19 protein-coding genes are annotated in these 22356 nt (G+C 67.0%); 16 read left to right on the top strand and 3 right to left on the bottom strand.

Annotated elements, in window-relative coordinates; genetic code table 11:
* The first annotated feature begins 2 nt into the window (after nt 1-2).
* The 5 genes from MC380_RS01850 to tsf all read left to right on the top strand — a co-directional run bounded on the left by MC380_RS01850 (nt 3) and on the right by tsf (nt 6386).
* Nucleotides 3-755 (top strand): molecular chaperone, encoded by a 753-nt coding sequence (locus MC380_RS01850; RefSeq protein ID WP_242162702.1) that lies wholly within the window; start codon nt 3-5, stop codon nt 753-755.
* Between the two features lie 13 nt (nt 756-768).
* A complete protein-coding gene (locus tag MC380_RS01845) occupies nt 769-3081 on the top strand; it encodes a fimbria/pilus outer membrane usher protein (protein WP_242162700.1) in 2313 nt (770 codons plus the stop codon).
* The gene (locus tag MC380_RS01840) at nt 3078-4103 is read left to right on the top strand and encodes a spore coat U domain-containing protein (protein WP_242162698.1); all 1026 of its coding nucleotides are present in this window, start codon (nt 3078-3080) and stop codon (nt 4101-4103) included. The genes MC380_RS01845 and MC380_RS01840 overlap by 4 nt, the downstream gene beginning before the upstream one ends.
* Nucleotides 4104-4462: 359 nt before the next feature.
* A complete protein-coding gene (gene rpsB, locus MC380_RS01835) occupies nt 4463-5353 on the top strand; it encodes a 30S ribosomal protein S2 (RefSeq protein WP_242104380.1) in 891 nt (296 codons plus the stop codon).
* Between the two features lie 154 nt (nt 5354-5507).
* Nucleotides 5508-6386 carry a translation elongation factor Ts gene (gene tsf / locus MC380_RS01830; RefSeq protein WP_242104381.1) on the top strand — a complete coding sequence of 293 codons (879 nt, stop codon included), beginning with the start codon at nt 5508-5510 and terminating at the stop codon, nt 6384-6386.
* Nucleotides 6387-6454: 68 nt separating this feature from the next.
* On the opposite strand, the gene MC380_RS01825 is transcribed toward tsf, so the two are convergent.
* The 3 genes from MC380_RS01825 to MC380_RS01815 are packed head-to-tail and all read right to left on the bottom strand — an operon-like array spanning nt 6455 to nt 10239.
* Nucleotides 6455-8059, bottom strand: a complete 1605-nt coding sequence (locus tag MC380_RS01825) for a diguanylate cyclase (protein WP_242162696.1) — start codon at nt 8057-8059, stop codon at nt 6455-6457.
* A gap of 9 nt (nt 8060-8068) precedes the next feature.
* Nucleotides 8069-9553 carry an ATPase domain-containing protein gene (locus MC380_RS01820; protein WP_242104383.1) on the bottom strand — a complete coding sequence of 495 codons (1485 nt, stop codon included), beginning with the start codon at nt 9551-9553 and terminating at the stop codon, nt 8069-8071.
* Nucleotides 9550-10239, bottom strand: coding sequence for a hypothetical protein (locus tag MC380_RS01815; RefSeq protein WP_242162694.1), 690 nt, complete (start codon nt 10237-10239; stop codon nt 9550-9552). The genes MC380_RS01820 and MC380_RS01815 overlap by 4 nt, the downstream gene beginning before the upstream one ends.
* 36 nt (nt 10240-10275) lie before the next feature.
* On the opposite strand from MC380_RS01815, the gene pyrH reads away from it, so the two are divergent.
* The 11 genes from pyrH (at nt 10276) to lpxA (ending at nt 22341) form a co-directional block, all read left to right on the top strand.
* Nucleotides 10276-10998 carry a UMP kinase gene (gene pyrH, locus MC380_RS01810; RefSeq protein ID WP_242104385.1) on the top strand — a complete coding sequence of 241 codons (723 nt, stop codon included), beginning with the start codon at nt 10276-10278 and terminating at the stop codon, nt 10996-10998.
* Nucleotides 10999-11082: 84 nt separating this feature from the next.
* On the top strand, nt 11083-11979 hold the full coding sequence (locus MC380_RS01805; RefSeq protein WP_242162692.1) for a cation diffusion facilitator family transporter: 897 nt from the start codon (nt 11083-11085) through the stop codon (nt 11977-11979).
* Between the two features lie 193 nt (nt 11980-12172).
* Nucleotides 12173-12733 carry a ribosome recycling factor gene (gene frr / locus MC380_RS01800; RefSeq protein WP_242104387.1) on the top strand — a complete coding sequence of 187 codons (561 nt, stop codon included), beginning with the start codon at nt 12173-12175 and terminating at the stop codon, nt 12731-12733.
* Nucleotides 12734-12799: 66 nt separating this feature from the next.
* Nucleotides 12800-13591, top strand: coding sequence for a polyprenyl diphosphate synthase (uppS, locus tag MC380_RS01795; RefSeq protein WP_277929527.1), 792 nt, complete (start codon nt 12800-12802; stop codon nt 13589-13591).
* A complete protein-coding gene (locus tag MC380_RS01790; RefSeq protein ID WP_242162690.1) occupies nt 13588-14424 on the top strand; it encodes a phosphatidate cytidylyltransferase in 837 nt (278 codons plus the stop codon). Before uppS ends, MC380_RS01790 begins: the two co-directional genes overlap by 4 nt.
* A 57-nt stretch (nt 14425-14481) precedes the next feature.
* A complete protein-coding gene (locus MC380_RS01785) occupies nt 14482-15693 on the top strand; it encodes a 1-deoxy-D-xylulose-5-phosphate reductoisomerase (RefSeq protein ID WP_242162688.1) in 1212 nt (403 codons plus the stop codon).
* Nucleotides 15694-15772: 79 nt separating this feature from the next.
* Nucleotides 15773-17137: an RIP metalloprotease RseP gene (rseP, locus tag MC380_RS01780; RefSeq protein WP_242162687.1), complete on the top strand. Its 1365-nt coding sequence runs from the start codon at nt 15773-15775 to the stop codon at nt 17135-17137.
* Nucleotides 17138-17268: 131 nt separating this feature from the next.
* Nucleotides 17269-19848 carry an outer membrane protein assembly factor BamA gene (bamA, locus tag MC380_RS01775; RefSeq protein ID WP_242162685.1) on the top strand — a complete coding sequence of 860 codons (2580 nt, stop codon included), beginning with the start codon at nt 17269-17271 and terminating at the stop codon, nt 19846-19848.
* A 192-nt stretch (nt 19849-20040) separates the two neighbouring features.
* Nucleotides 20041-21078 (top strand): UDP-3-O-(3-hydroxymyristoyl)glucosamine N-acyltransferase, encoded by a 1038-nt coding sequence (gene lpxD, locus MC380_RS01770; protein ID WP_242104392.1) that lies wholly within the window; start codon nt 20041-20043, stop codon nt 21076-21078.
* Nucleotides 21078-21548, top strand: coding sequence for a 3-hydroxyacyl-ACP dehydratase FabZ (gene fabZ, locus MC380_RS01765; protein WP_242104393.1), 471 nt, complete (start codon nt 21078-21080; stop codon nt 21546-21548). The genes lpxD and fabZ overlap by 1 nt, the downstream gene beginning before the upstream one ends.
* A 7-nt stretch (nt 21549-21555) precedes the next feature.
* A complete protein-coding gene (lpxA, locus tag MC380_RS01760) occupies nt 21556-22341 on the top strand; it encodes an acyl-ACP--UDP-N-acetylglucosamine O-acyltransferase (protein ID WP_242162683.1) in 786 nt (261 codons plus the stop codon).
* Nucleotides 22342-22356 lie beyond the last annotated feature (15 nt).

Below are 22356 nucleotides of genomic sequence, written 5' to 3'. Positions count from 1 at the left end.
GGATGACAAGCAGGCCGCATGCGGGTGTCTGGGCTTCGGCTTCGGCTTTGGCACTGTCACTGGCGCTCGCCCTGGCACCTTGCGCCAAGGCTGCCAGCCTGCAGGTGTCGCCTACCTCTGTCACCCTGCGGGCCAACCAGAACGCGGATGGCCTGACCTTGACCAATACCGGAACGGCGCCGCTGCACGCGCAGGTGCGCGTGTTCCGCTGGACCCAGCAGGACAACGAGGACAAGCTCGAGCCCACCCGCGACCTGGCAATCAGCCCGCCGATGCTGGAACTGGCGCCGGGCGCGCAACAGCTGGTCCGGGTCATCCGTTTGAGGCCTCCGCCTGAAGGTGTCGAAATCAGCTATCGCCTGATAGTCGATGAGTTGCCCGTGGAGACCGGTAAAGCCAAACAGGGCCTGCAATTCGTGCTGCGCTATTCGGTGCCGGTATTCGTACTGCCGCGCGGCGGCGTCGAAAGTACGCCGGCACTGCGGACGCGAATCGTGCACGACCGCAACACAACCTTCCTGGAGATCAGCAATCCCGGGAGCCAGCATGCACAGGTCGCCGACCTGGGCTACACGACCGCCGGCGGCGAGCGTCATTCCATCGCAGCGGGTCTTTCCGGATACGTGCTTCCGGGGAACACCAGGCGCTGGCCACTACCGGCCATCATCACCGTGCCAACCACGGGCACGTTCAAGGCGAGGATAAATGGTGAGCCGGTCGAGCAATCGTTTACGCTGGATCCGCTCGCTCCCTGAAGCATTGCTGCTGATGACGGTCGCGGGTACGGCCGGGTCTCCTGCCATCGCCGCGGAAGCCCCACCGCCGGCAGAAGCGGCCGACGACGAAGAGTTGTACTTGGACGTCATGCTGAACCAAGCCCGCAAGGGACAGCTGTTGCGGTTCATCCGGCGCAAGGAACGTTTCTTCTCCGATGCGGACACACTGCGCCAGATTGGTTTCGCCGTACCCGGAAACGGCAGCCGGATGCATGCGCTGGATGAGTTCCCCGGCGTAATCGTCCATTACGACGTCGGACAACAGCGGATCGCCATCGATGCGCCGCTGTCGCAGTTGTCACTGCCCACCACGTTGTTGAACACCCAGCGTACAGAAGGGCCGCAAGCCACCGACACCTCGCCCGGGGCGCTGCTCAATTACGACCTGTATGCCAGCCAGCAAGATGGCGCAAGCAACTTCACGGCCACGACGGAACTGCGCCTGTTCGGCCTCGGCAACGGCCTGCTCAGCAATACGGCGGTCACACGTGCCTATCGCACCCGCGACGAAGGCTGGCACGGCCAAACCGTGCGACTGGACAGCAGCTGGCAATTCTCGTTTCCAGAATCTGCCGTCACCGTCATCGTTGGCGACACCTACAGCGGTGCCCTCAGCTGGGCTCGTACCGTGCGCGTGGGCGGCGTACAGGTCGGTCGCAACTTCGCATTACAGCCTTACCGCATCACTGCACCGTTGCCTGCCTTCCTCGGCGAGGTGGTCGTGCCATCGGCCGTCGACCTTTATGTCAACGGCATCAAACAATACCGCGGCGAAGTACCCACAGGCCCGTTCCAACTGGCCACGGTGCCGGGCGTGACCGGCGCCGGCAACGCGCAGGTCGTCATCACCGATGCGTTCGGCCGTACGCGCACGCTTGATTTTCCTTTCTATGCCACGCAGCAGCTGCTGGCGAATGGATTGTCGGACTGGTCGGTGACCGCTGGCGTGGTGCGCGAGGATTACGGTGTGCGCTCGTTTTCCTACGCCAGCGATCCTGTCGCCAGTGGCGATCTGCGTTACGGAATCAGCGACACTTTTACGGTTGAAGCACATTCCGAAGCCGGTGGCGGGCTGGCCAATGCCGGCGCCGGCGGCCTATGGCTGCTGGGGCGCGCGGGCGTATTGGGCGCTTCGTACGCGCGCAGCACACTCGACCATGACAGCGGTTCCCAGACAAGTCTGGCGTATACATGGAACAACGGTCGCTTCAATGTCTCGGCCGATCGGCAGCGTACCCATGGCGACTATCGCGATATCGCTTCGCTGTACGGCTCGCTGCCACCGAAGGCAAGCGAGCGTGCGCTCGCCGGTTTCACCACATTCTCGCTTGGCAACCTCAGCTTGAGCTACGTGCGACTGAGCTACCCGGAAACCGGAACCTCGCGCTTCGCCGGCGCGTTCTGGTCGCGGAGTTTCGCGCGCAGCTGGTCGGCCAATCTCTCGGTCAACCAGAACCTGGACGACGATCGCGATCGCAGCGTTTCCCTTGGGATATCCGTCGCGCTGGACGCTGGCCGCCAGGCCAGTGCATCGTTGCAGCGCAATGGCGATCGCGACAATGGCATCGTGGACGTCTCACGTCCGGTTCCCGGCGATGGTGGTTACGGCTGGCGAGTACAGGCACGTGATGGCGACGACGGCAGTGGCGGTCTCGTCGAAGCTGGCTGGATCAACAACGTCGGCCGCTATGGGCTCGGGATCGCCAGTTACGGCGGCGACAGCTACGGCTATGCCAGTGCCAGTGGTGGGCTGGTGCTGATGGGCGGGCATGGGTTTGCCTCGCGCAACATCAGCGATGCCTTCGCCGTGGTGTCCACCGACGGCGTCGCCGGCGTGCCGGTCAAGCTGGAGAACCGCCTGATCGGCCACACCGACGCCGATGGCATGTTGCTGGTCACGCCGCTCAACGCTTGGGAACGCAACAAGCTCTCGATCGACTCCATGGACCTGCCTGCCAACATGCGCATCGCCGACGTGGACATTATGGCAACGCCGCGCGACCGGGCGGGTGCGCGCGTGCGCTTCGCCATCACCCCGGTGCGCGCAGCGGTGGTCGTACTGCGCGACGCGTCTGGCCAGCCGCTGCCGCTGGGCAGCAGCGTGCGAATCGACGGCGTGCCGGGTTCCGAAGCGATGGTCGGCTACGACGGCGAAACCTATCTCGACGCCCTCAAGCCAGGCGAGAACCGGCTGCACATCCAGACGATGGCAGGAACTTGCGCTGCCCGCTTCGATTACCTCGCCAGCGAGGGCACCGTTCCTCGCGTTGGGCCACTGATCTGCACGACGGGGCTATCGCCATGAACCAGTACCTCCTGAGCTCGCTGCTTCCGTCTTTGCTGCTCTTCGTATGCGCGATCTTCGCGCCTGCCGCCAAGGCGGCGACCAACTGCAGCGCCACCGCGCCCAGCGTGACCTTCGGCAGCGTGTCGTTGACCGGAACGACCGAGGTCTCGGCAACGTTCCAAGTGACCTGTTCCACGTTCGGCCTGGCGTTGCTCGCCAACGCCAAGGTCAGGATGTGTCTCAACATCAACGATGGCGTCAGCGGCGGCGGCAACTTCAATCCCCGCAGAATGCTCAACGGCACTGGGGATCCCCTCCAGTTCCAGCTTTACACTGATGCGGCGCGGAGCCAGATCTGGGGCTCGCGCGGCAATTCGACCGTGCCCAACCCGCGGCTCGCGGATTTCGATTATTCGGTCCCGGTCCTGGGCGGCAGCCAGGTCATGACGATCACGATCTACGGCCGGGTCCCGACCCAGACCCTGGTGGCGGGCAATTACACCAACGTGTTCTCCGGAACGCATACCTCGATCGACTACCGATACAACGAGACGCTGCTCGGCAATGCAACCTACCCGGCTTCCTGCGTCTCCGGTGGAATCGGCGGCGCCACCGTCTCCGCCGCGTTTCCGTTCAGCGCATCGGCCACGGTGCCGCCGGACTGTCGTGCCTACACCACCTCCGATCTGGATTTCGGCAGCGTCGCCGGTCCGATCACTGGCAGCATCGACCAGACCTCGTCGATCAGCATGACCTGCACCGGGCGCACTGCCTGGAACGTGGGCCTGGACGATGGTCTGAACGCCAGCGGCAATATCAGGCGCATGCGGCAAGGGGCCACGGCGAACCATGTGAACTACGAGCTCTACCGGGATTCCGCCCGCGCCAACCGCTGGGGCAACGCCATCGGCACCGACACCGTCCCCGGCACGGGCACCGGGGTCGCCCAAACCCTGACGGTCCACGGCCGGCTACCCGCAGCCCAGAACGCGCCGGCCGGCAACTACAGCGATACCATCACTGTGACCATCACCTACTGAAGCCTGATCCACCCTTTTGCACGGCCCCGGCGCTTGAGAGCGAGCCGGCGACGTACGGGCCAGGCCGTTCCCAAGCGCATTAAAGGCAGGTTTGCCGGGGAATACTGATCGGGCTATACTTCAAAAGCTTTGTCGGGCATTGGTCCCACATGCCGTCCACGACGGACGCAGTCCCACCTGGGGCAGTCGAATTCACACCCGCTGCAAACACCCGTGCCGGGGTGTCCCGCGTCCGAACGACGTGGGATCTGGACACGGAGCGGCGGGGAGGCCCAACCCCGGAACCGATCGCCCTGCCCCGTGCACGGCGGACCGCCTTACCGACCCTGGCGGCAGGTTCCCTTTCGGAGTTTCAAGCAATGCCCCAGATCACCATGCGCCAGATGCTGGAAGCCGGCGTCCATTTCGGCCACCAGACCCGCTACTGGAACCCCAAGATGGCGCCGTACATCTTCGGCGCCCGCGGCAAGATCCACATCATCAACCTCGAGAAGACCGTGCCGCTGTTCGGCGACGCGATGAACTTCATCTCGGGCATCGCCCAGAAGCGCGGCATGATCCTGTTCGTCGGCACCAAGCGCAGCGCGCGCGAGGCGGTGAAGGAAGAAGCCGAGCGCTGCGGCATGCCGTACATGACCCAGCGCTGGCTGGGCGGCACCCTGACCAACTTCCGTACCGTGAAGGCCTCGGTCTCGCGCCTGAAGGAGCTGGAAGCCGGCGAGACCGACGGCAGCTTCCAGAAGCTGGTGAAGCATGAGGTGCTGGGCCTGCGCCGCGAGCGTGAGAAGCTGCTGGCCTCGCTCGGCGGCATCAAGGAGATGAACCGCCTGCCCGACGCGCTGTTCGTGATCGACATCGGCCACGAGGACATCGCGATCAAGGAAGCCAAGAAGCTCGGCATCCCGGTGGTTGCGGTCGTCGACACCAACTACGACCCGGCGCTCGTCGACTACGCCATCCCCGGCAACGACGACGCCATTCGCGCCGTGCAGCTGTACGCGCGCGCCGCCGCCGACGCCGTCCTGGAAGGCAAGGCCGCCGCGCCGCAGGCCGCGACCGTGCGTGAGGAGGAGTTCGTCGAACTCGACGCCGAGGGCAATCCGGTCGACCGCAAGGCCGCCCGCAAGGCGCCTGCCAAGAAGGCCGCGCCGCCCAAGCGCGCTTCGGCCAAGGACGACGGCCTGCCGGAAGCCAAGCCCGCAGCGGTCGAAGCCGACGCCGAGCCGGCCGCCGACGCGCCCACCGAGTAATCGCGGCGCAACCTGGCCGCGCCACGCTGGGTGGCCGGTCCTCGCCTAGGGCGGGTGCCCACCCGCCCGCCGTCCCATTCGGGAACGGCAGCGCGTTCCGATTTTTCGAAGGCGGATTCATCCCGCCCTACTTTCTTTTTTGAGGTCCCAAGCAATGGCTGACATCACCGCTTCCATGGTCAAGGAACTGCGCGAGCGCACCGGCGCCGGCATGATGGAGTGCAAGAAGGCGCTCACCGAGAACAACGGCGACATCGAGGCCGCCGCCGACTGGCTGCGCAAGACCGGCCTGGCCAAGGCCGACAAGAAGGCTGACCGCGTCGCCGCCGAGGGCCGTATCGCGATGGCCCAGGACAGCGGCAAGGCGGTGCTGGTCGAAATCAACTCGGAGACGGATTTCGTGGCCAAGGACAGCAACTTCCTGGCCTTCACCGAGGAAGTGGCGAAGACCGCGCTGGGCAACGGCGCCGCCGACGTCGAGGCGCTCAAGGCCGCCAGCACCTCGCAGGGCGCCACTGTCGAGGAAGGTCGCCAGGCACTGGTCGCCAAGCTCGGCGAAAACGTGCAGCTGCGCCGCATGCAGCGCCTGGAATCGGCCCACACCATCGGCGCCTACGTCCACGGCGGCCGCATCGGCGTGCTGGTCGAGCTCAAGGGCGGCAACGCCGAGCTCGCCCGCGGCCTGGCCATGCACATCGCCGCGATGAACCCGCCCTACATCTCGCCCGCGCACGTGCCGGCCGAGTTCGTCGCGCGCGAGAAGGAGATCGCCCTGGCCCAGGTCAAGGAGTCCGGCAAGCCGCAGGAGATCCTCGAGAAGATGATCGCCGGCAAGGTCGGCAAGACGGTGAGCGAAGTCACGCTGACCGGCCAGCCCTACGTGCTGGACACCAACCAGACCGTCGAGGCCGCGCTCAAGGCCGCCGGCGGCGCGGAGGTCCTGAATTTCGTCCGCCTCGCCGTGGGCGAAGGCATCGAGAAGAAGGAAGACGACTTCGCTGCCGAAGTGATGAAGCAGGCCGGCCTGGCCTGAGCGCCACCGGGCCCAGCGCACGAAAGCCGCGGACTTCCGCGGCTTTCTTGTTTCTGGAACCGGGCCGCCTATTCGCCCAGCGGCAGCCTGACCACGAAGCGGCTGCCCTGGCCGATGCCGCTGCTGGTCGCGACCACGCTGCCGCCGTGCGCTTCGACCAGTTCGCGCACCACGGTCAGCCCGATGCCGAGGCCGACACCGTTGAAACCGATCGCGTGTCCGTCCTGCACGAACGGCTCGAACACCTCCGGCAGGACCTCGGCGCTGATGCCGATTCCGCTGTCGGACACAGCCATCTCCACCGTGTCGCCGACGATCGCGACGGCAAGATCGATCTCACCGCCCTCCGGGGTGTATTTGGATGCGTTGTCGAGCAGGTTGCCGAGCACCTGGACGAGCCGCACCGGATCGACATCCAGGGCCACCGCGCGCGCTGGCAACTGCACCGTGAAGCGCTGCCGGCGCAGTTCCATCGCCGGCCCGCTGGCAACGGCTGCCGCGTCGACGATTCCGGCCAGATCGGCGACACGCCGCTCAAGCCGCAGCTTGCCGGTGTTGGCGCGCGAAACATCGAGCAGGTCGCCAACCACGCGCGACATGCGCGTCACTTCGCGCTCGATGATGGCCTGCATCCGGGCCGGATCGCTGGCGTCGGATTGCGCGAGCATGGTCGACGCCAGGCGGATCGACGTCAGCGGGTTGCGCAGCTCGTGCGCCATCACCGCCAGGAACTCCTTCTGCTGCTGCTGCGCACGTTCCGCGGCGGCCTGCAGGTCCTGGGCGGTCAGCGCGGCGAGCACCAGTTCAGCGTTTGCTTCGCGCAATTGGCCATGCTGGCGATCGTGCTCGAGCAGCGTCCGCTCGTACTGCGTAAGAGGCCGCGCATCCGCTGGCTCCACCGGATCTGTCTGCTCGCCGGCACAGTCCTCGCCGAAAAGACAATTGCCCAGTCCGCGCCGCTTCGCGCTGTACATGGCGGAGTCCGCGCGCGCCATGAGCGTATCGGCATCCTCCCCGTGATCGGGGTAGATGCTGATGCCGATACTCGCGTGGAGGCGAAACTCGTGCCCATCGACGCATCCGGGAACGCCCAGTGCCGCCGTCAGCTTCCCTGCCACGTCGACGGCATCGCCAACCTGCGATATCTCGGTGAGCAGGATCAGGAATTCGTCGCCGCCGTGGCGGGAGACGGTGTCCACGTCGCGCACGGACTCCGCCAGGCGCCGGGCGGCCAGCTTCAGCACCTCGTCGCCGAACGCGTGTCCGAAGGTGTCGTTGACCTGCTTGAAGTTGTCGATGTCCAGAAACAACAGCGCCAGGCGGGTGCCATGGCGATGCGCATGCGCGATCGCCTGCGCGAACCGGTCGAGCAGCAGCAGTCGGTTCGGCAGTTCGGTCAGGGCATCGAGCCGCAGCGATCGCGACATTTCCTGCAGCGTAAGCGCGCACGCGTCGGCGTCGTTTCGGGCCGACAGCGCCGAGCACAGCAGCTGCTCGCTGGCCTCGACCAGCTGCGCTTCACGGCCGCCATCGGGGCGGCGCTCCGCCTCGAACACCCGTTGCCGCAGCCGCGCGAGCGCGGCACGCGCCTGCCCGGCCTGCGCCCGCAGTCGCGCCAGTTGCCCCGCGGCTGTCGCGGCCGCGGACTCGTCCTTGCCGGGGGTGGTCTTCATGACGCGCGCCTAGCCGTCATCGTCGCTGGTCGCGGGTTTCGGACCGGGCGCGTGCCTGCTTGTCGGCCTGCCACCGAGCAGTCCCTCCTGATCGGGCAGCGTCTCGCCGATCCGGATGCCGCCCTCGTCGATGGCGTATTCGCGCAACTCGTCCGAATGCCCGCTCGCCCGCACCTTGACCACTGCCATCACCCGCCGTAACCGGCTCTCCACCTCGATGTAACGCTGCACGATGATGGCGTCGGTCAGGAACGCAGTGCCGTAAGGGCTGAAGCGCAGGTCGGTGTAGCGGTCCTCGAGTTCGGAGGTCATCAGCACGGTGACCCCGGCGGCGGCGAGCGCGGCGGCCATGCGCGAGAGGTTCTCGCGGAAATCGTGGCGGAACGTCGGCGCCAGGGCGAGCTCGAAACCGGAGAGCGAATCGACGACCACACGGGTGGCCTTGCGCCGCCGTACTTCGTCCAGGATCAGCAGCACGATCTCGTCGATCGACAGATCCGGCGCGCGCGTGTCCACCAGCCCGACCTGATCGGCGGCGATCAGCTCGGCAAGCCGGCGGTTGCGCAGATGGTCCGGGCGCTGCTCGAACACGGCGATGACGCCCGCTTCGCCGCTGCGCACGCCCTCGGCCAGGAACGCGGCGGCGAGGATGCTCTTGCCCGAACCCGAGGGCCCCGCCACAAGCAGCGAATATCCGCGCGGCAGGCCGCCGCCCAGCATGTCGTCCAGGCGCGGCACGCCCATGTGGAGACGCGCAACGGATTGGGCCGGCTTGGGTTCGCGGAGGGGACTCGACACCCGCGCCGGGGGAAATACCTGGATGCCGGCCGCACCGATGCGGAAGGTGTGCAGGCCCGGCAGTGTCGGCTGCCCGCGCATCTTCATGATCTCCATCTTGCGCACCATGGAGTTGCGCTCCACGCTCTGGCGCAGCCAGATCAGGCCGTCGGCGATGGTGAAGATCGGGTTGGGACCTGTCTCGGTGAAGTACTCGCCAATCAGGAAGGTCGTGGCCTGCCAGCTGGTCATCAGCATGCCGAGATGCTGCACGAACTGCTGCAACTGGTTGTGCGCGTTGCCGGCTGCGTCGCTGGCGAGTACCACCGAACGGAACGAGTCCACGAACACCAGCGCCGGGGCGTGCGTCTCCATCGCTTCGACGATGCGGCGCAGCACCCGGTCCAGATCGCCTGCGCTGGTTTCATCCGAGAGGTTGATGAAGCGGACCGATTGGTTGATCTGCGCGCTGTCGAAGAACGCGAACTGCTGCTGGTAGCGCAGCATCTTCAGCGGTGGCTCGCCGAGCACGGTGAAATACAGCGCTGGGCGCTGCGGCGTCGCCAGCGCGAACATCATCTGGTGCGCCAGCGTGGTCTTGCCGCTACCGGGCGGCCCGGCGATCAGGTTGAACGAGAATTCCGGCAGGCCGCCGCCCAGCACGTCGTCCAGGCCCGGCACGCCGGTGGCCAGGCGGTTGATGGTGACAGAGGTCATTGCGATGGGTCCTGCGTGGGTGAGCCGCTGGAGGGGGAAGGAGGTGTCCACACGGCGTCGAGCAGCCGCAAGGTGAGCGAGGAGCCGATCAAACTGATCAGCAGGGTCTGGAAAGCCTGCAGCACGGCGACTCCGCCGGCAGCGGCATCGGTGCTGTCCTGCCGGGTCATCGCCGACTTCAGGGCCGCGAGGTCCATCGTCGCCTGCGGGCCTTGCTGCGGTTCGAGCCAGGGATGAGCCGCGGCGGCGAGGTACAGGCTGCGTCTGTAGAGCGCGGCCACACCTCGTTGCCCGATGATCGGCGTCAGGGCCGACTCGACCTGTTCCCAGAGGGCGACGATCGCGCCGGCGGTCCGGGCCGCGTCCGCCCCTTCCCCGGCCCGTTGCGCCACGGCAAGGGCAATCCGGTCTTCTTGAGTTCCCACGGGATCCCTGTGCCGAACGCTCAGGACGGCATCGACTCGATAGTACGCTTTGACTTTCGCAACGGGCGTGACGGCGGACAGGCCATTCCTGCAGCCACCGCCAGGGCACTTCATGTGCCCGGGACCGCCCAGGCGATGCCGCAGCGACCCGACCGGTGCAAATCGGTTGTTTGAACCGACAACGCAGATGGAGATGATCTGCCTGACTGACCAGATGCGACGGCAGTGTGTACCGTCGGCTCTCAAGGCGTTCAGCTCCACTACAATGAGACGCTGAATACGCCGTCCGGAGTTTCCATGCCCCCACTCGCCTATCGCCGCATCCTGTTGAAACTGTCGGGCGAAGCCCTGATGGGCGAGGAGGACTACGGCATCGACCCGAAGGTGCTGCACCGGCTGGCCCACGAAGTCATCGAGGCGCGCGAGGCGGGAGCCGAGGTCGCGCTGGTGATCGGCGGCGGCAATATTTTCCGCGGGGCCGGGCTGGCCGCCGGCGGCATGGACCGGGTGACCGGCGACCAGATGGGCATGCTCGCCACCGTCATCAACGCGCTGGCGATGCAGGACGCGCTGGAGAAGCTCGGCGCCAAGTGCCGGGTGATGAGCGCGATCAAGATCAACGACGTGTGCGAGGACTACATCCGCCGTCGCGCGATCCGGCACCTGGAAAAAGGCCGCATCGCGATCTTTGCCGCGGGCACGGGCAACCCATTCTTCACCACCGATTCCGGTGCCGCCCTGCGCGCGATCGAGATCGGGGCCGACCTGCTGCTGAAGGCGACCAAGGTGGACGGGGTATACGACAAGGATCCCAAGAAGCATCCCGACGCGATCCGTTACAGCACGCTGACCTACGACGACGTGCTCGCCCGCGACCTGCAGGTCATGGACACCGCGGCGTTCGCGCTGGCCCGCGACAGCGACCTGCCGTTGCGGATCTTCGACATGAGCGAGCCGGGCGTGTTGCTGCGCATCCTGCGCGGCGAGGACATCGGCACCCTGGTGCGCGGCAGGAACTGAAGCCGCGCGCGCGCACCTCCTTCGTCGATGATGCCGCCTCGATGAAATTGTGTCCGCGCTCGCGCGGATGGCACCCTGCTCCGCATGCACGACCATGATCACGGCTCCGCCACCCGCACGTTCGCGTGGGTGACGCTGATCAACCTGGCGTACACCGCGCTCGAGGCCGGGTACGGGATCGCGACCGATTCGCTGGCGCTGCTGTCCGACGCGCTGCACAACCTGGGCGACGTCATGGGTCTTGCCCTGGCCTGGGCGGCAGCGGCCATCGCCAGGCGCCCGCCCACCGACCGGCACACCTATGGCTGGCGCCGCGCCACCCTGCTCTCACCGCTGGCCAACGCCGTCCTGCTGGTCGCCTTTTCCGGGGCCCTGGCCTGGGAGGCGATCCGCAGGTTCAATGCACCGCCCGAGATCCCGGCACTGCCGGTGATCGTGGTCGCGGCGCTGGGCATCGGCGTCAACCTGGGCGCCGCCTGGCTGGTGCGCGGGGGGCATGCCCAGGACCTCAATCGCCGCGGCGCATTCCTGCATCTGGTGGCCGATGCCGCGGTCTCGCTGGTCGCGGTCCTTGCCGGCATCGGCATGCTCACGTTCGGCTGGAAGTGGCTGGACCCGGTGACCGGGCTGCTGATCGGCGCGGTAGTGGCCCTGGGCGCCTTCGGCCTGCTGCGCGACGCCTTCGACGCGGCCATGGACGCGGTTCCGCGTGGGCTCGACCGTGCCCAGGTCCATGACTTCCTGGTCGCCCAGCCCGGCGTGCAGGCTGTGCACCATCTGCACATCTGGTCGCTCGGCGCCGGCGAGATCGCGATGACCGCGCACCTGGTACGCGCGCAGGGCGCGGACCACGACCACTTCATCGACAGGCTCAACCATGAACTGGACGAGCGGTTCGGCATCAACCACCCGACCCTGCAGATCGAATACGGAGCCGCCTGCGCCCACGACCTGCACGACCGCGCGCCGCATGCGCATTGAAGCCGCGCCGCGATCGAGCACGCCTGCGACCGACCCGAACGCGCCGCAGCGCGCCTGAAACGCCGCCCGCGGGCTGTTCCTGGACTATCCGCAACATCAATGCCTTCGTCTTTGCCCGCATGCGGTCGCGCACGCCAGCCCGTTGCGGCCCTTCCCCTATAATCCCGCGGCTGACCAACGACCGGAGCGGGCGATGAGCGTGAACGACATCAAGAAGGACGCGCAGGCGCGCATGCACAAGAGCATCGAGGCGCTCCGGCACACCCTGGTGAAGGTCCGCACCGGGCGCGCATCCACCGCCCTGGTCGAACACATCCGGGTCAACTACTACGGCTCCGACGTGCCGCTGTCGCAGGTGGCCAGCGTCGCCGTGACCGATGCCCGCTCGCTGACCATCACGCCGTGGGAAAAGCAGATCGTCGGCGCGGTGGAAAAGGCGATCCTGGCTTCCGACCTGGGCCTGACTCCCAACACTGCGGGCACGACCATCCGCCTGAACCTGCCTGCGCTCACCGAGGAGCGCCGCAAGGAACTGTCCAAGGTGGTGCACGGCGAAGGCGAGGACGCCAAGGTCGCGATCCGCAACATCCGCCGCGACGCCAATCACCAGGTCAAGGAACTGCTCAAGGACAAGGCGATCACCGAGGACGAGGAGCGCCGCAGCGAAGACGATATCCAGAAGCTGACCGACGCGGCCATCAAGGATGTGGACGAAGTCGTGAAGGCGAAGGAAACCGAGCTGATGGCGGTCTGAAAAGGCCGGGATTCGGGATTGGGGATTCGCTGACAGCATAGACAGCAACGCCTGCAGGCCCTTGCCTTGACCAATCCCGAATCCCCAATCCCGGATCCCGTCCCCCGCCACCTTGCCGTGATCATGGACGGCAACGGCCGCTGGGCGCAGAAGCGCAGGCGGCCGCGGATCATCGGCCACCGCGCCGGAGCGCGCGCAGTCAACGTCTGCGTCGACTTCTGCCTGGAGCAAGGCATCGAGGTGCTGACCCTGTTCGCGTTCTCGAGCGAAAACTGGGGCCGGCCGGACGAAGAAATCGGCGGGTTGATGAAGCTGTTCATCGGCGCGCTGGAGCGGGAGGTGGACGAGCTGCACCGCCGCGGCGTGCGCATCCGCTTCATCGGCGAGCGCGCCCGCTTCACCCCGCAGATCCGCGAGCGCATGGCCGCCGCCGAGGCGCAGACCAGGGACAATGCAAGGCTCGGACTGAACATTGCCGCGAGCTACGGCGGTCGCCAGGACATCGCGCACGCTGCGCGCACTCTGGCCGAGGACGTCGCCGCCGGCCGGCTGCGCCCGGACCAGATCGACGAAGCGGCAGTGGGCGCGCGCGTGGCGCTGGCCGACCTGCCCGCACCCGACCTGTTCATCCGCACCGGCGGCGATCACCGCATCAGCAATTTCCTGCTCTGGCAGCTCGCCTACACCGAATTGTGGTTCACCGAAACATTGTGGCCGGACCTCGATGCCGCCACACTGCGGCGCGCGCTGGACGACTACGCGGGGCGTGAGCGCCGGTTCGGCCTCACCGGCGACCAGGTGCGTGACCTGGCGCAGCCCATCCCCTCGACCCACCACCAGGACAAGGCCGACGCATGACCCGGACCCGCGTGCTCACCGCCCTGGCCATGACGCCGTTCGCGATCGCCGGCATCCTGCTGCTGCCGACGCCCTGGCTGGTGGCGATCTCCGCGGCGCTGTTCCTGGTCGGACTGTGGGAATGGTTCAAGCTGGCCGATGTCGACGACTCGCTGGCGCGCACCATCCTGCTGCTGGCCAACCTGTTGCTGATGGTGGCCCTGGCCTGGGGTTCGCGCACCAGCAGCGGCGGCACGCTCGTGCTGTTCCAGCTGGCGGTGGTCATCGGCGTAATCTGGTGGCTGCTCGCCTGCCTGTGGTTGAAGCACTACCGCTTCGCATCCGACCACGACACCCACGCGCGCGTGTTCAAGCTCGCCGCAGGCACCCTGGCGGTGGTGCCGGCGTGGTGCGCGATGGCGTTGCTGCACGCATCCCAGCCGAATGGCCACCGCTGGCTGCTGGTCGCGTTGGCGATCGTCTGGGCCGGCGACACCGGCGCCTATTTCGCCGGGCGCAAGTTCGGCAAGCACAAGCTCTCCCCGCGGATCAGCCCCAACAAGACGGTCGAAGGCCTGATCGGCGGAATGCTGTGCGCGTTGCCGGTCGCCGCCGGCTTCGCCTGGTATGCAGGGGCGACCGTACAACAGCTGCCCCTGGTGCTTGCGGTGACGCTCGCCACCTTCCTGGCTTCGGTGGTCGGCGACCTGTTCGAAAGCCTGCTCAAGCGCCACATCGGGGTGAAGGACTCGGGCGACATCCTGCCTGGCCACGGCGGCATTCTCGACCGCATCGATGCGGTGCTGGCGGCACTGCCTGTGTTCGCGCTGGGCAAGCTGTGGCTCGGGTTCTGACCGTCGGGATACGGCAACGGCCTCGCGCACGCGCAGACGCTGTCCACGCATAAGCCGATGTCTCCTCAAGTGCCTTCCACACCCAGTCCAGCGCCGGTGCAGCGCATCGCCGTCCTCGGCGCGACCGGTTCGATCGGCACGTCCGCGCTGGACGTGATCGCGCGCCATCCGGCCCGCCTGCGCGCGAGCGTGCTCGCGGCCGGCCGCCAGGTGGACGCACTGGTGGCGCTGTGCGCGAGCCATCGCCCGGAGCACGCCGTGATTGCGGATTCCCAGCTGTATCCACGGCTGCGCGACGGACTCCGGGATGCCGGTCTTTCCACCCAGGCCCATGCCGGCGACGAGGCGTTGGACGTGCTTGTCGGCGGCGATGGGTGCGACACCGTGGTTGCGGCGATCGTCGGCGCCACGGGCCTGGCCTCGACGCTCGCCGCGGCCCGCGCGGGCAAACGCTTGCTGCTGGCGAACAAGGAATCCCTGGTGCTGGCGGGCGACCTGCTGATGCAAGCCGCGCGGTCCTCGGGTGCGACCGTCATACCGATCGACAGCGAGCACAATGCGATCTTCCAGTGCCTGCCGGCGCAGCGCGACGACCAGGCCCTGCGCCGGATCGTGCTGACCGCCTCCGGCGGCCCGTTCCGCGGTCGCAGCCGCGCCTCGCTGGCGGACGTCACCCCGGAGCAGGCGATCGCGCATCCGAAGTGGTCGATGGGTCCGAAGATCTCGGTCGATTCGGCCACCCTGATGAACAAGGGCCTGGAGGTGATCGAGGCCCACCACCTGTTCGGCCTGCCGCGCAGCCGCATCGAAGTGCTGGTGCATCCGCAGAGCCTGGTGCATTCGCTGGTGGATTTCATCGACGGATCCACCCTGGCGCAATTGGGCCTGCCGGACATGCGCACCGCCCTGGCGGTCGGTTTCGCCTGGCCGCGGCGCATCGCATCCGGCGTCGCCCTGCTGGATCTCGCGGTACACGGCAGACTGGACTTCGAACAACCGGATCTGGACGCCTTTCCCTGCCTGGCCCTCGCCTTCGGGGCGCTGGAAGCCGGCGGCAGCGCGCCAGCCGTGCTCAATGCGGCCAACGAGGTGGCGGTTTCAGCGTTTCTTCAGCGCCGGATCGCTTTCCTGTCGATCGCCGAGGTGGTCGAAGCCGCCCTCGCCCGCGTCGACGACACCGACGGCTCGCTCGATGGGCTGCTGGCAGCGGACGCGCAGGCCCGGCGGGACGCCGACCAGGCGGTAGTCAGGCTGGCGCATCGTGGATGAGCCGAATGGCGGATAATCGTCCGGCGAATTGGCCCATTTGCGGGCCCATACCCGGCAGAGCGCAGTTTCGGAGCAATCGGTGACGGAAATCCTCGGATCGGTGTGGTGGCTGATCGTCAGCCTGGGTGTGCTGGTCACCTTCCATGAATTTGGCCATTACTGGGTTGCACGCCGCTGCGGCGTACGCGTGCTGCGGTTCTCCGTGGGCTTCGGTCGCCCGCTGTGGAAGCGCCTCGGCCGGGACGGCACCGAATACGTGGTCGCGGCGATTCCGCTCGGGGGCTACGTGAAGATGCTCGACGAGCGCGAAGGCGATGTTCCCGCCGACCAGCTCGATGGAGCCTTCAACCGCAAGTCGGTGTGGAAGCGGATCGCGATCGTCCTGGCCGGTCCGGTGGCCAACCTGCTGCTCTGCGTCATCCTGCTATGGGCGATGTTCGTGGTTGGCCGGCCCGACTACGCACCGGTGGTCGGGAACGTCGAAGGCATCGCGGCCGAGGCTGGCCTTGCGCGCGGCGACACCGTCGATGCGGTGGGCGATCGCGCGACCCCGACCTGGGGCGAACTGCAGATGGCACTGCTGCCCGCGGCGCTGGACCGCAGCGATGTCGAGCTGCGGGTTCGCGACGCCGATGGCAAGCCGCACACCCGTCACCTGCGCCTATCGGAATTGCCGCAAGGCATGGACGAGCGGCTGCTGCTCGACGGCGTCGGCCTGACCCCGCGTCACGCGCTATTGCCGCCGGTGATCGGTGAGGTGTCGCCAGGCACGCCCGCCACGGGCATCCTGCGCGCCGGCGACCGCGTATTGGCCATCGACGGCGTGCCGATCGCCTGGTTCGACGACATCGGCCCGCAGGTTCAGGCCGTCGGCGCGCGCGGCGAGCCGGCGATGGTGGAAGTCGAACGCAACGGCGAACGTTTCGCGCTGTCGCTGGCGCCGGAGCGGGCTGCCAACAGCAGCGGAGGTCGCTACTGGAGGCTGGGCATCGCACCCGTGCCACGCAGCGAGTTGCCGCCGAAAGACGCGGTCCAACGCTACGGTCCGATCGCTGCGATGCCGGCTGCGTTGCGCGAAGGCCAGTACCAGGCCAAGCAGCTGTTCGCGATGATCGGCCGCGCGTTCAGTGGCCGGGTCTCGGTGCAGAACACGGTGGGCGGACCGGTCACGATCGCCCGCACCGCCAATGCCTACGCCCAGCTTGGACCCGCGTGGTACCTGACGGTGCTCGCGCTGCTGTCCCTGAGCCTGGGCATCCTCAACCTCCTGCCGATCCCGCTCTTGGACGGGGGTCACCTGTTGTATTACCTTATTGAATTGGTCAAAGGCAGCCCGTTAAGCGAACGTGCGATGGCCGCAGGGCAATATGTCGGCCTTGCCCTCCTGGCCGGTTTGATGGGCCTGGCGTTCTACAACGACATCGTGAACAACTTCGTCCGTTAGCGGTCTGGTACCTCCAGGACCGGTTTCCGGGGCCGGCAATCGGTTTGTGCAACCTTGCCGGCCCCTGCTTTGGGCGGAATTCACATGCCCGGTTCCCGCCGCACGGCCTGCCTCCCATCCGGAATGTATTGATGACGCCCAGCCCGAAGACGCGCGCTCCCCGCCGCCACCTGCTTGCCCTGGCCCTGGCCTCCGCGGTCGTCGGCCCGGTTGGCGCCCAGCAGCCGGCCACCGATCCGCAAGCCGCCTTCGGCATCACACCTCCGGTCGAAACCGCCCAGACACCGGATCCCGGTTTCACCGTCAGCGACATCCGGGTCGACGGACTGCAGCGCATCGGCGCCGGCACCCTGTTCACCTATCTCCCGATCGAGCGTGGCGATACCGTCGACCAGGGTCGCGCAGCCGAGGCGATCCGCGCCCTGTACAAAACCGGCTTCTTCGAAGACGTGCGACTGGATCGCGAAGGCAACATCCTGGTCGTCACCGTGGTCGAGCGTCCCGCGATCAACAAGCTGACCCTGAGCGGCAACAAGGACATCAAGACCGAGGACCTGACCAAGGGGCTGGCCGACATCGGCCTGGCCGAAGGCAACACCTTCGACCGCCTGAGCCTGGATCGCGTCACCCAGGAGCTCACCCGGCAGTACAACAACCGCGGCAAATACAACGTCCAGATCACGCCCACGGTGACGCAGCTCGATCGCAACCGCGTCGACGTGACCATCGCTGTCGATGAGGGCAAGGCCGCGAAGATCCGGCACATCAACCTCATCGGCAACGAGAAATTCGAGCAGGAAGAGATCCTGGACAGCTGGGAATCGCGCACCAGCAACTGGCTCAGCTGGTACCGGCGCGACGACCAGTACTCGCGCGAAAAGCTCGAGGGCGATCGCGAGAAGCTGCGCAACTACTACCTCGACCGTGGCTACGTCGACTTCAGCGAGGACAGCGTCCAGGTCGCGATCAGCCCCGACAAGCGCGACATGTTCATCACCGCGGGGCTCACCGAAGGTGAGCAGTACGCGGTGGCGGACGTACAGGTCAGCGGCGATACGGTGCTGCCGAAGGAAGAAGTCGAGCGCCGCCTGCTGGTCAAGGAAGGGCAAATCTTCTCCCGCCGCCTGCTGGAGCTGACGTCCGAGTCGATCACCAACAGCCTGGCGAACATCGGTTACGCCTTCGCCCAGGTGAACCCGGTGCCCACCATCGACCGCGACAAGCGCACCGTCGGCATCAACTTCCAGGTCCAGCCCGGTCCGCGCGTCAACGTGCGGCGGATCGTGTTCAAGGGCAATACCCGCACGTCGGACGAGGTCCTGCGCCGGGAGATGCGCCAGTTCGAAGGCAGCTGGTACTCGCAGGCTGCGGTCGATCGCTCCAAGGTGCGCCTGCAGCAACTCGGCTTTTTCGAAAGCGGCAGCGTCGATGTCCAGACCGAACCGGTCCAGGGCACGAGCGACCAGGTCGACCTGGTGGTCAGCGTCACCGAAACCACATCGGGCAGCTTTGTGTTCGGTCTGGGCTACTCCCAGCTGACCGGCGTGTCGACCTCGGTGCAGCTCTCGCAGAACAACTTCCTCGGCAGCGGCAACCGGGTCGCGGTTGAGGCCAACCGCAACAGCTATCTGCAGCGGTATTCGTTCTCCTTCCTCAACCCCTACTTCACCGACAACGGCATGTCGCTGGGCTACAACCTGGCCTGGCGCGAGTTCGACAACTCGGACTTCAACACCGTCTCGTATTCGTCCACGAGCCGCCAGGGTCAGGTGGTCGCGGGCCTGCCGATCACGGAGTTCGACACCGTGTCCGCGGCGCTGGGCCTGGACAGCAACCAGATCTTCGCCTTCGCCGGCTCCACGCCGCAGGTGATCATCGACTACATCGACGCCCTCGACCAGCGGACCTTCCATGCCTGGCGCGGCGAACTGGCCTGGGCGCGCGACACCCGCAACGACTACTTTTCTCCGACCCGCGGCATGTACCAGCGGGTCTCGGCCGAGATCGCATTGCCGGGCTCCACCGTCGAGTACTTCAAACTCAACTACGAAATCTCCAAGTACTGGCCGCTCAGCCGCGCATTGGTGCTCAACACCCGTGCCGAACTGGGCTACGGCGACAGCTACGGCGATTCGGTTTCGCGCAACATCTGCTTCACCAATGGTTCCTACCAGGATACGGACAACGATCCTGATACGCCGTCGGTGTGGGTGCCCGGACCGGATCCGAGCGTCCCCTGCGATACCACGTCGCCCGACTTTACGAAGACGGTCACCGCCGATGGACTGCCGTTCTTCGAGAACTTCTACGCCGGCGGCGTGCGTTCGGTGCGCGGCTTCCGCGACAACACCCTGGGTCCGCGGGTCGCGATTTCGCCCGGCCAGCCGCTCGAGCAGCCGATCGGCGGTTCGGTCAAGACCGTAGGTTCTCTGGAACTCATCTTCCCGACCCTGCTCGACACGCCATCGGCGCGGGTTTCGGCGTTCCTGGATTTCGGCAACGTCTTCGCCGATACCGACAGCTTCGATGCCGGCGAACTGCGCGCATCGGCCGGTATCGCCCTGCTATGGCGCGCGCCGGTGGGCCCGATCTCGATCAGCTACGCATTTCCGCTGCGCAAGCAGGATGCGATCCGCGACGACGACGGCGATCTGATCCAGGAAGGCGACGAGATCGAGCGTCTGCAGTTCACCTTCGGCGGCGCGTTTTAAGCCATTCGTTGTTGCCTGCAGGAGCCAGCTCCAGGCGGCCGCCTGGGAACCACCCGTCTTGCAGGAGCATCCCCGGCCGTGCCCGGCGATTCGCCGTCCGGATGGGCTGATCCGCGCCAGGGTCCAGGTCGCTGCGGCGGCTCGGGAGCAGGCGCAGCGGGAGCGATGGCCGCGGCGCGGTAACATTTGCCGATGTTCTCCCCTTCCAGCTACGCCGCACGGGAACTGGCCGAGCGCTTCTCCCTGCAGTTGCGGGGCGACGGCGACGTCCGACTCATCGGTGTCGCCACGCTGGCCCAGGCGCAGCAGCAGCAGCTGGCGTTCCTGGCCAACCCGCGCTATCGCGCACAGCTCGATGCGTCGCAGGCAGGCGCGGTGGTCATGCGCCCTGCGGACGCGGACGGCTACGCCGGCACCGCGTTGCTGGCCGACGATCCCTACGCAGCCTTCGCGCGCATCGCTGCGCTGTTCGAACCGACCGTCCCCTTCGACGCTGGCGTGCACGCGAGCGCCGCGATCGACTCCAGCGCGTGGGTCGATCCCGGCGCCCAGGTTGGGCCGTTCGTGAGCATCGGCGCGCGCAGCCGTGTCGGTGCGGGCGCGGTGATCGGTCCGGGCTGCGTGATCGGGGAGGACTGCGAGATCGGCGCAGGCAGCCGCCTGGTCGCGCGCGTCACCTTGGTGACCAGGGTGCGGCTCGGCGAACGCGTGCTGGTGCATCCAGGTGCGGTGCTCGGCGCCGACGGCTTCGGCCTGGCAATGGAAGGCGGACGCTGGCTGAAGGTGCCGCAGCTTGGCGGCGTGGTGGTCGGCGACGACTGCGAGATCGGCGCCAATACGACGATCGATCGCGGTGCCCTGGACGACACGGTGCTCGAGGAGGACGTGCGCCTGGACAACCAGATCCAGATCGGCCACAACGTGCGCATCGGCGCGCATACCGCCATGGCCGGTTGCTCGGCCGTCGCGGGCAGCGCGCGCATCGGCCGCTATTGCCTGATCGGCGGCGCCGCCGGGGTACTCGGCCATCTGGAGGTCTGCGACCGCGTGGTGATCACGGCCATGAGCCTGGTCACCCACTCGATCCGCGAGCCGGGAGAGTATTCTTCCGGCACACCGCTGATGGACAATCGCAGCTGGCGCAGGAGCGCGGCGCGCTTCAAGCAGCTCGACGCGCTCGCGCGACGCATCGGCACCGGCGACCGCGGTGCAAGCAACCAGGAGACATGATGGGCCCGACCCCGACCCCGCAGGCCGTCGATCTGCCGATCGACGTCAACGGAATCCACAAGCTGTTGCCGCACCGTTATCCCTTCCTGCTGATCGACCGCGTGGTCGAGTTCGGGCCGGGCAGCCGCGTGGTCTGCCACAAGAGCGTTTCAGCCAATGAAGCGTATTTCCAGGGCCATTTCCCCGGTCGCCCGGTGATGCCCGGCGTGCTGGTGATCGAGGCGCTGGCGCAGGCCGGTGGGGTACTGACCCAGCTCGCACGCAACGGCACCTCCGACGGCACGCTGTCCTACCTGGTCAAGGTCGATGAAGCCAAGTTTTCACGCATGGTGGTGCCCGGCGACCGGCTGGAGCTGGAAGTGACGATCAAGCGCGAGATCCGCAACATGACCCTGTACGCCGGGGTTGCGCGCGTGGACGGTGAACAGGTGGCCTGCGCCGAGATCCTGTGCGCAGAAATCAGGGAATAACCGGGCGGTGACCGCACCTGGCATTCATCCGAGCGCCTCGGTCGATCCCTCCGCCAGGATCGGCGCCAGCGTAAGCATCGGCGCCTTCAGCCTGATCGGCGCGGGCGTCGAGATTGGCGAAGGCACCAGTATCGGGCCGCATTGCAGCGTGCTTGGGCCCACGCGGATCGGACGCGACAACCGGATCGTCGGCCACGCCGCGATCGGCGGCGAGCCACAGGACAAGAAGTTCGCCGGCGAGGACTCGCGGCTGGAGATCGGCGATCGCAACGTCATCCGCGAATTCGTCACCATCAATCGCGGCACCGGTGGGGGCGGCGGTGTGACCCGGATCGGCAGCGACAACTGGATCCTGGCCTACGCCCACGTCGCCCACGACTGCATCGTCGGCAACCACTGCGTGTTCTCCAACAATGCCACCCTGGCCGGCCACGTGAGCGTGGACGATCACGTGATCCTGAGCGGGTTCGCCGGGGTGCACCAGTTCTGCCGCATCGGTGCGCACGCCTTCGTCGGCATGGGTGCGTTCGTCAACGGCGACGTGCCTCCGTTCGTGATGGTCGCGCAGGAGGGCTATGGCCGGCCGCGCGGGATCAACAGCGAGGGCCTGCGGCGACGCGGCTTCGACGCAGCGCGCGTGGCTGCGATCAAGCGCGCGTACCGCGCCCTGTACATGTCCGGCGCCAAGCTTGACGAAGCCAAGACACAGCTGGCCGAGATCGCCGGCGACAGCGACGACGTGCGGGCGATGCTCGCGTTCATCGAAGCCGGCGAGCGTCCGTTGCTGAGATGAAAACCGCGAACGATC

Origin of the sequence: Lysobacter sp. M15, from assembly GCF_022662515.1 — a bacterium.
In the GTDB taxonomy this organism is placed as follows: Bacteria; Pseudomonadota; Gammaproteobacteria; order Xanthomonadales; family Xanthomonadaceae; genus JAKPBU01.
This window is presented reverse-complemented; position numbering and strand designations above follow the sequence as displayed.

What these genes read in the sequence shown, in the direction of transcription:
- MC380_RS01820 (WP_242104383.1), bottom strand. Translation starts at nt 9,553, where the DNA reads ATGACCTCTGTCACCATCAACCGCCTGGCCACCGGCGTGCCGGGCCTG.
- MC380_RS01805 (WP_242162692.1), top strand. Translation starts at nt 11,083, where the DNA reads ATGCACGACCATGATCACGGCTCCGCCACCCGCACGTTCGCGTGGGTG.
- tsf (WP_242104381.1), top strand. Translation starts at nt 5,508, where the DNA reads ATGGCTGACATCACCGCTTCCATGGTCAAGGAACTGCGCGAGCGCACC.
- MC380_RS01840 (WP_242162698.1), top strand. Translation starts at nt 3,078, where the DNA reads ATGAACCAGTACCTCCTGAGCTCGCTGCTTCCGTCTTTGCTGCTCTTC.
- fabZ (WP_242104393.1), top strand. Translation starts at nt 21,078, where the DNA reads ATGGGCCCGACCCCGACCCCGCAGGCCGTCGATCTGCCGATCGACGTC.
- frr (WP_242104387.1), top strand. Translation starts at nt 12,173, where the DNA reads ATGAGCGTGAACGACATCAAGAAGGACGCGCAGGCGCGCATGCACAAG.
- lpxD (WP_242104392.1), top strand. Translation starts at nt 20,041, where the DNA reads ATGTTCTCCCCTTCCAGCTACGCCGCACGGGAACTGGCCGAGCGCTTC.
- MC380_RS01790 (WP_242162690.1), top strand. Translation starts at nt 13,588, where the DNA reads ATGACCCGGACCCGCGTGCTCACCGCCCTGGCCATGACGCCGTTCGCG.
- MC380_RS01845 (WP_242162700.1), top strand. Translation starts at nt 769, where the DNA reads ATGACGGTCGCGGGTACGGCCGGGTCTCCTGCCATCGCCGCGGAAGCC.
- rpsB (WP_242104380.1), top strand. Translation starts at nt 4,463, where the DNA reads ATGCCCCAGATCACCATGCGCCAGATGCTGGAAGCCGGCGTCCATTTC.
- MC380_RS01785 (WP_242162688.1), top strand. Translation starts at nt 14,482, where the DNA reads ATGTCTCCTCAAGTGCCTTCCACACCCAGTCCAGCGCCGGTGCAGCGC.
- pyrH (WP_242104385.1), top strand. Translation starts at nt 10,276, where the DNA reads ATGCCCCCACTCGCCTATCGCCGCATCCTGTTGAAACTGTCGGGCGAA.
- MC380_RS01825 (WP_242162696.1), bottom strand. Translation starts at nt 8,059, where the DNA reads ATGAAGACCACCCCCGGCAAGGACGAGTCCGCGGCCGCGACAGCCGCG.
- bamA (WP_242162685.1), top strand. Translation starts at nt 17,269, where the DNA reads ATGACGCCCAGCCCGAAGACGCGCGCTCCCCGCCGCCACCTGCTTGCC.
- MC380_RS01850 (WP_242162702.1), top strand. Translation starts at nt 3, where the DNA reads ATGACAAGCAGGCCGCATGCGGGTGTCTGGGCTTCGGCTTCGGCTTTG.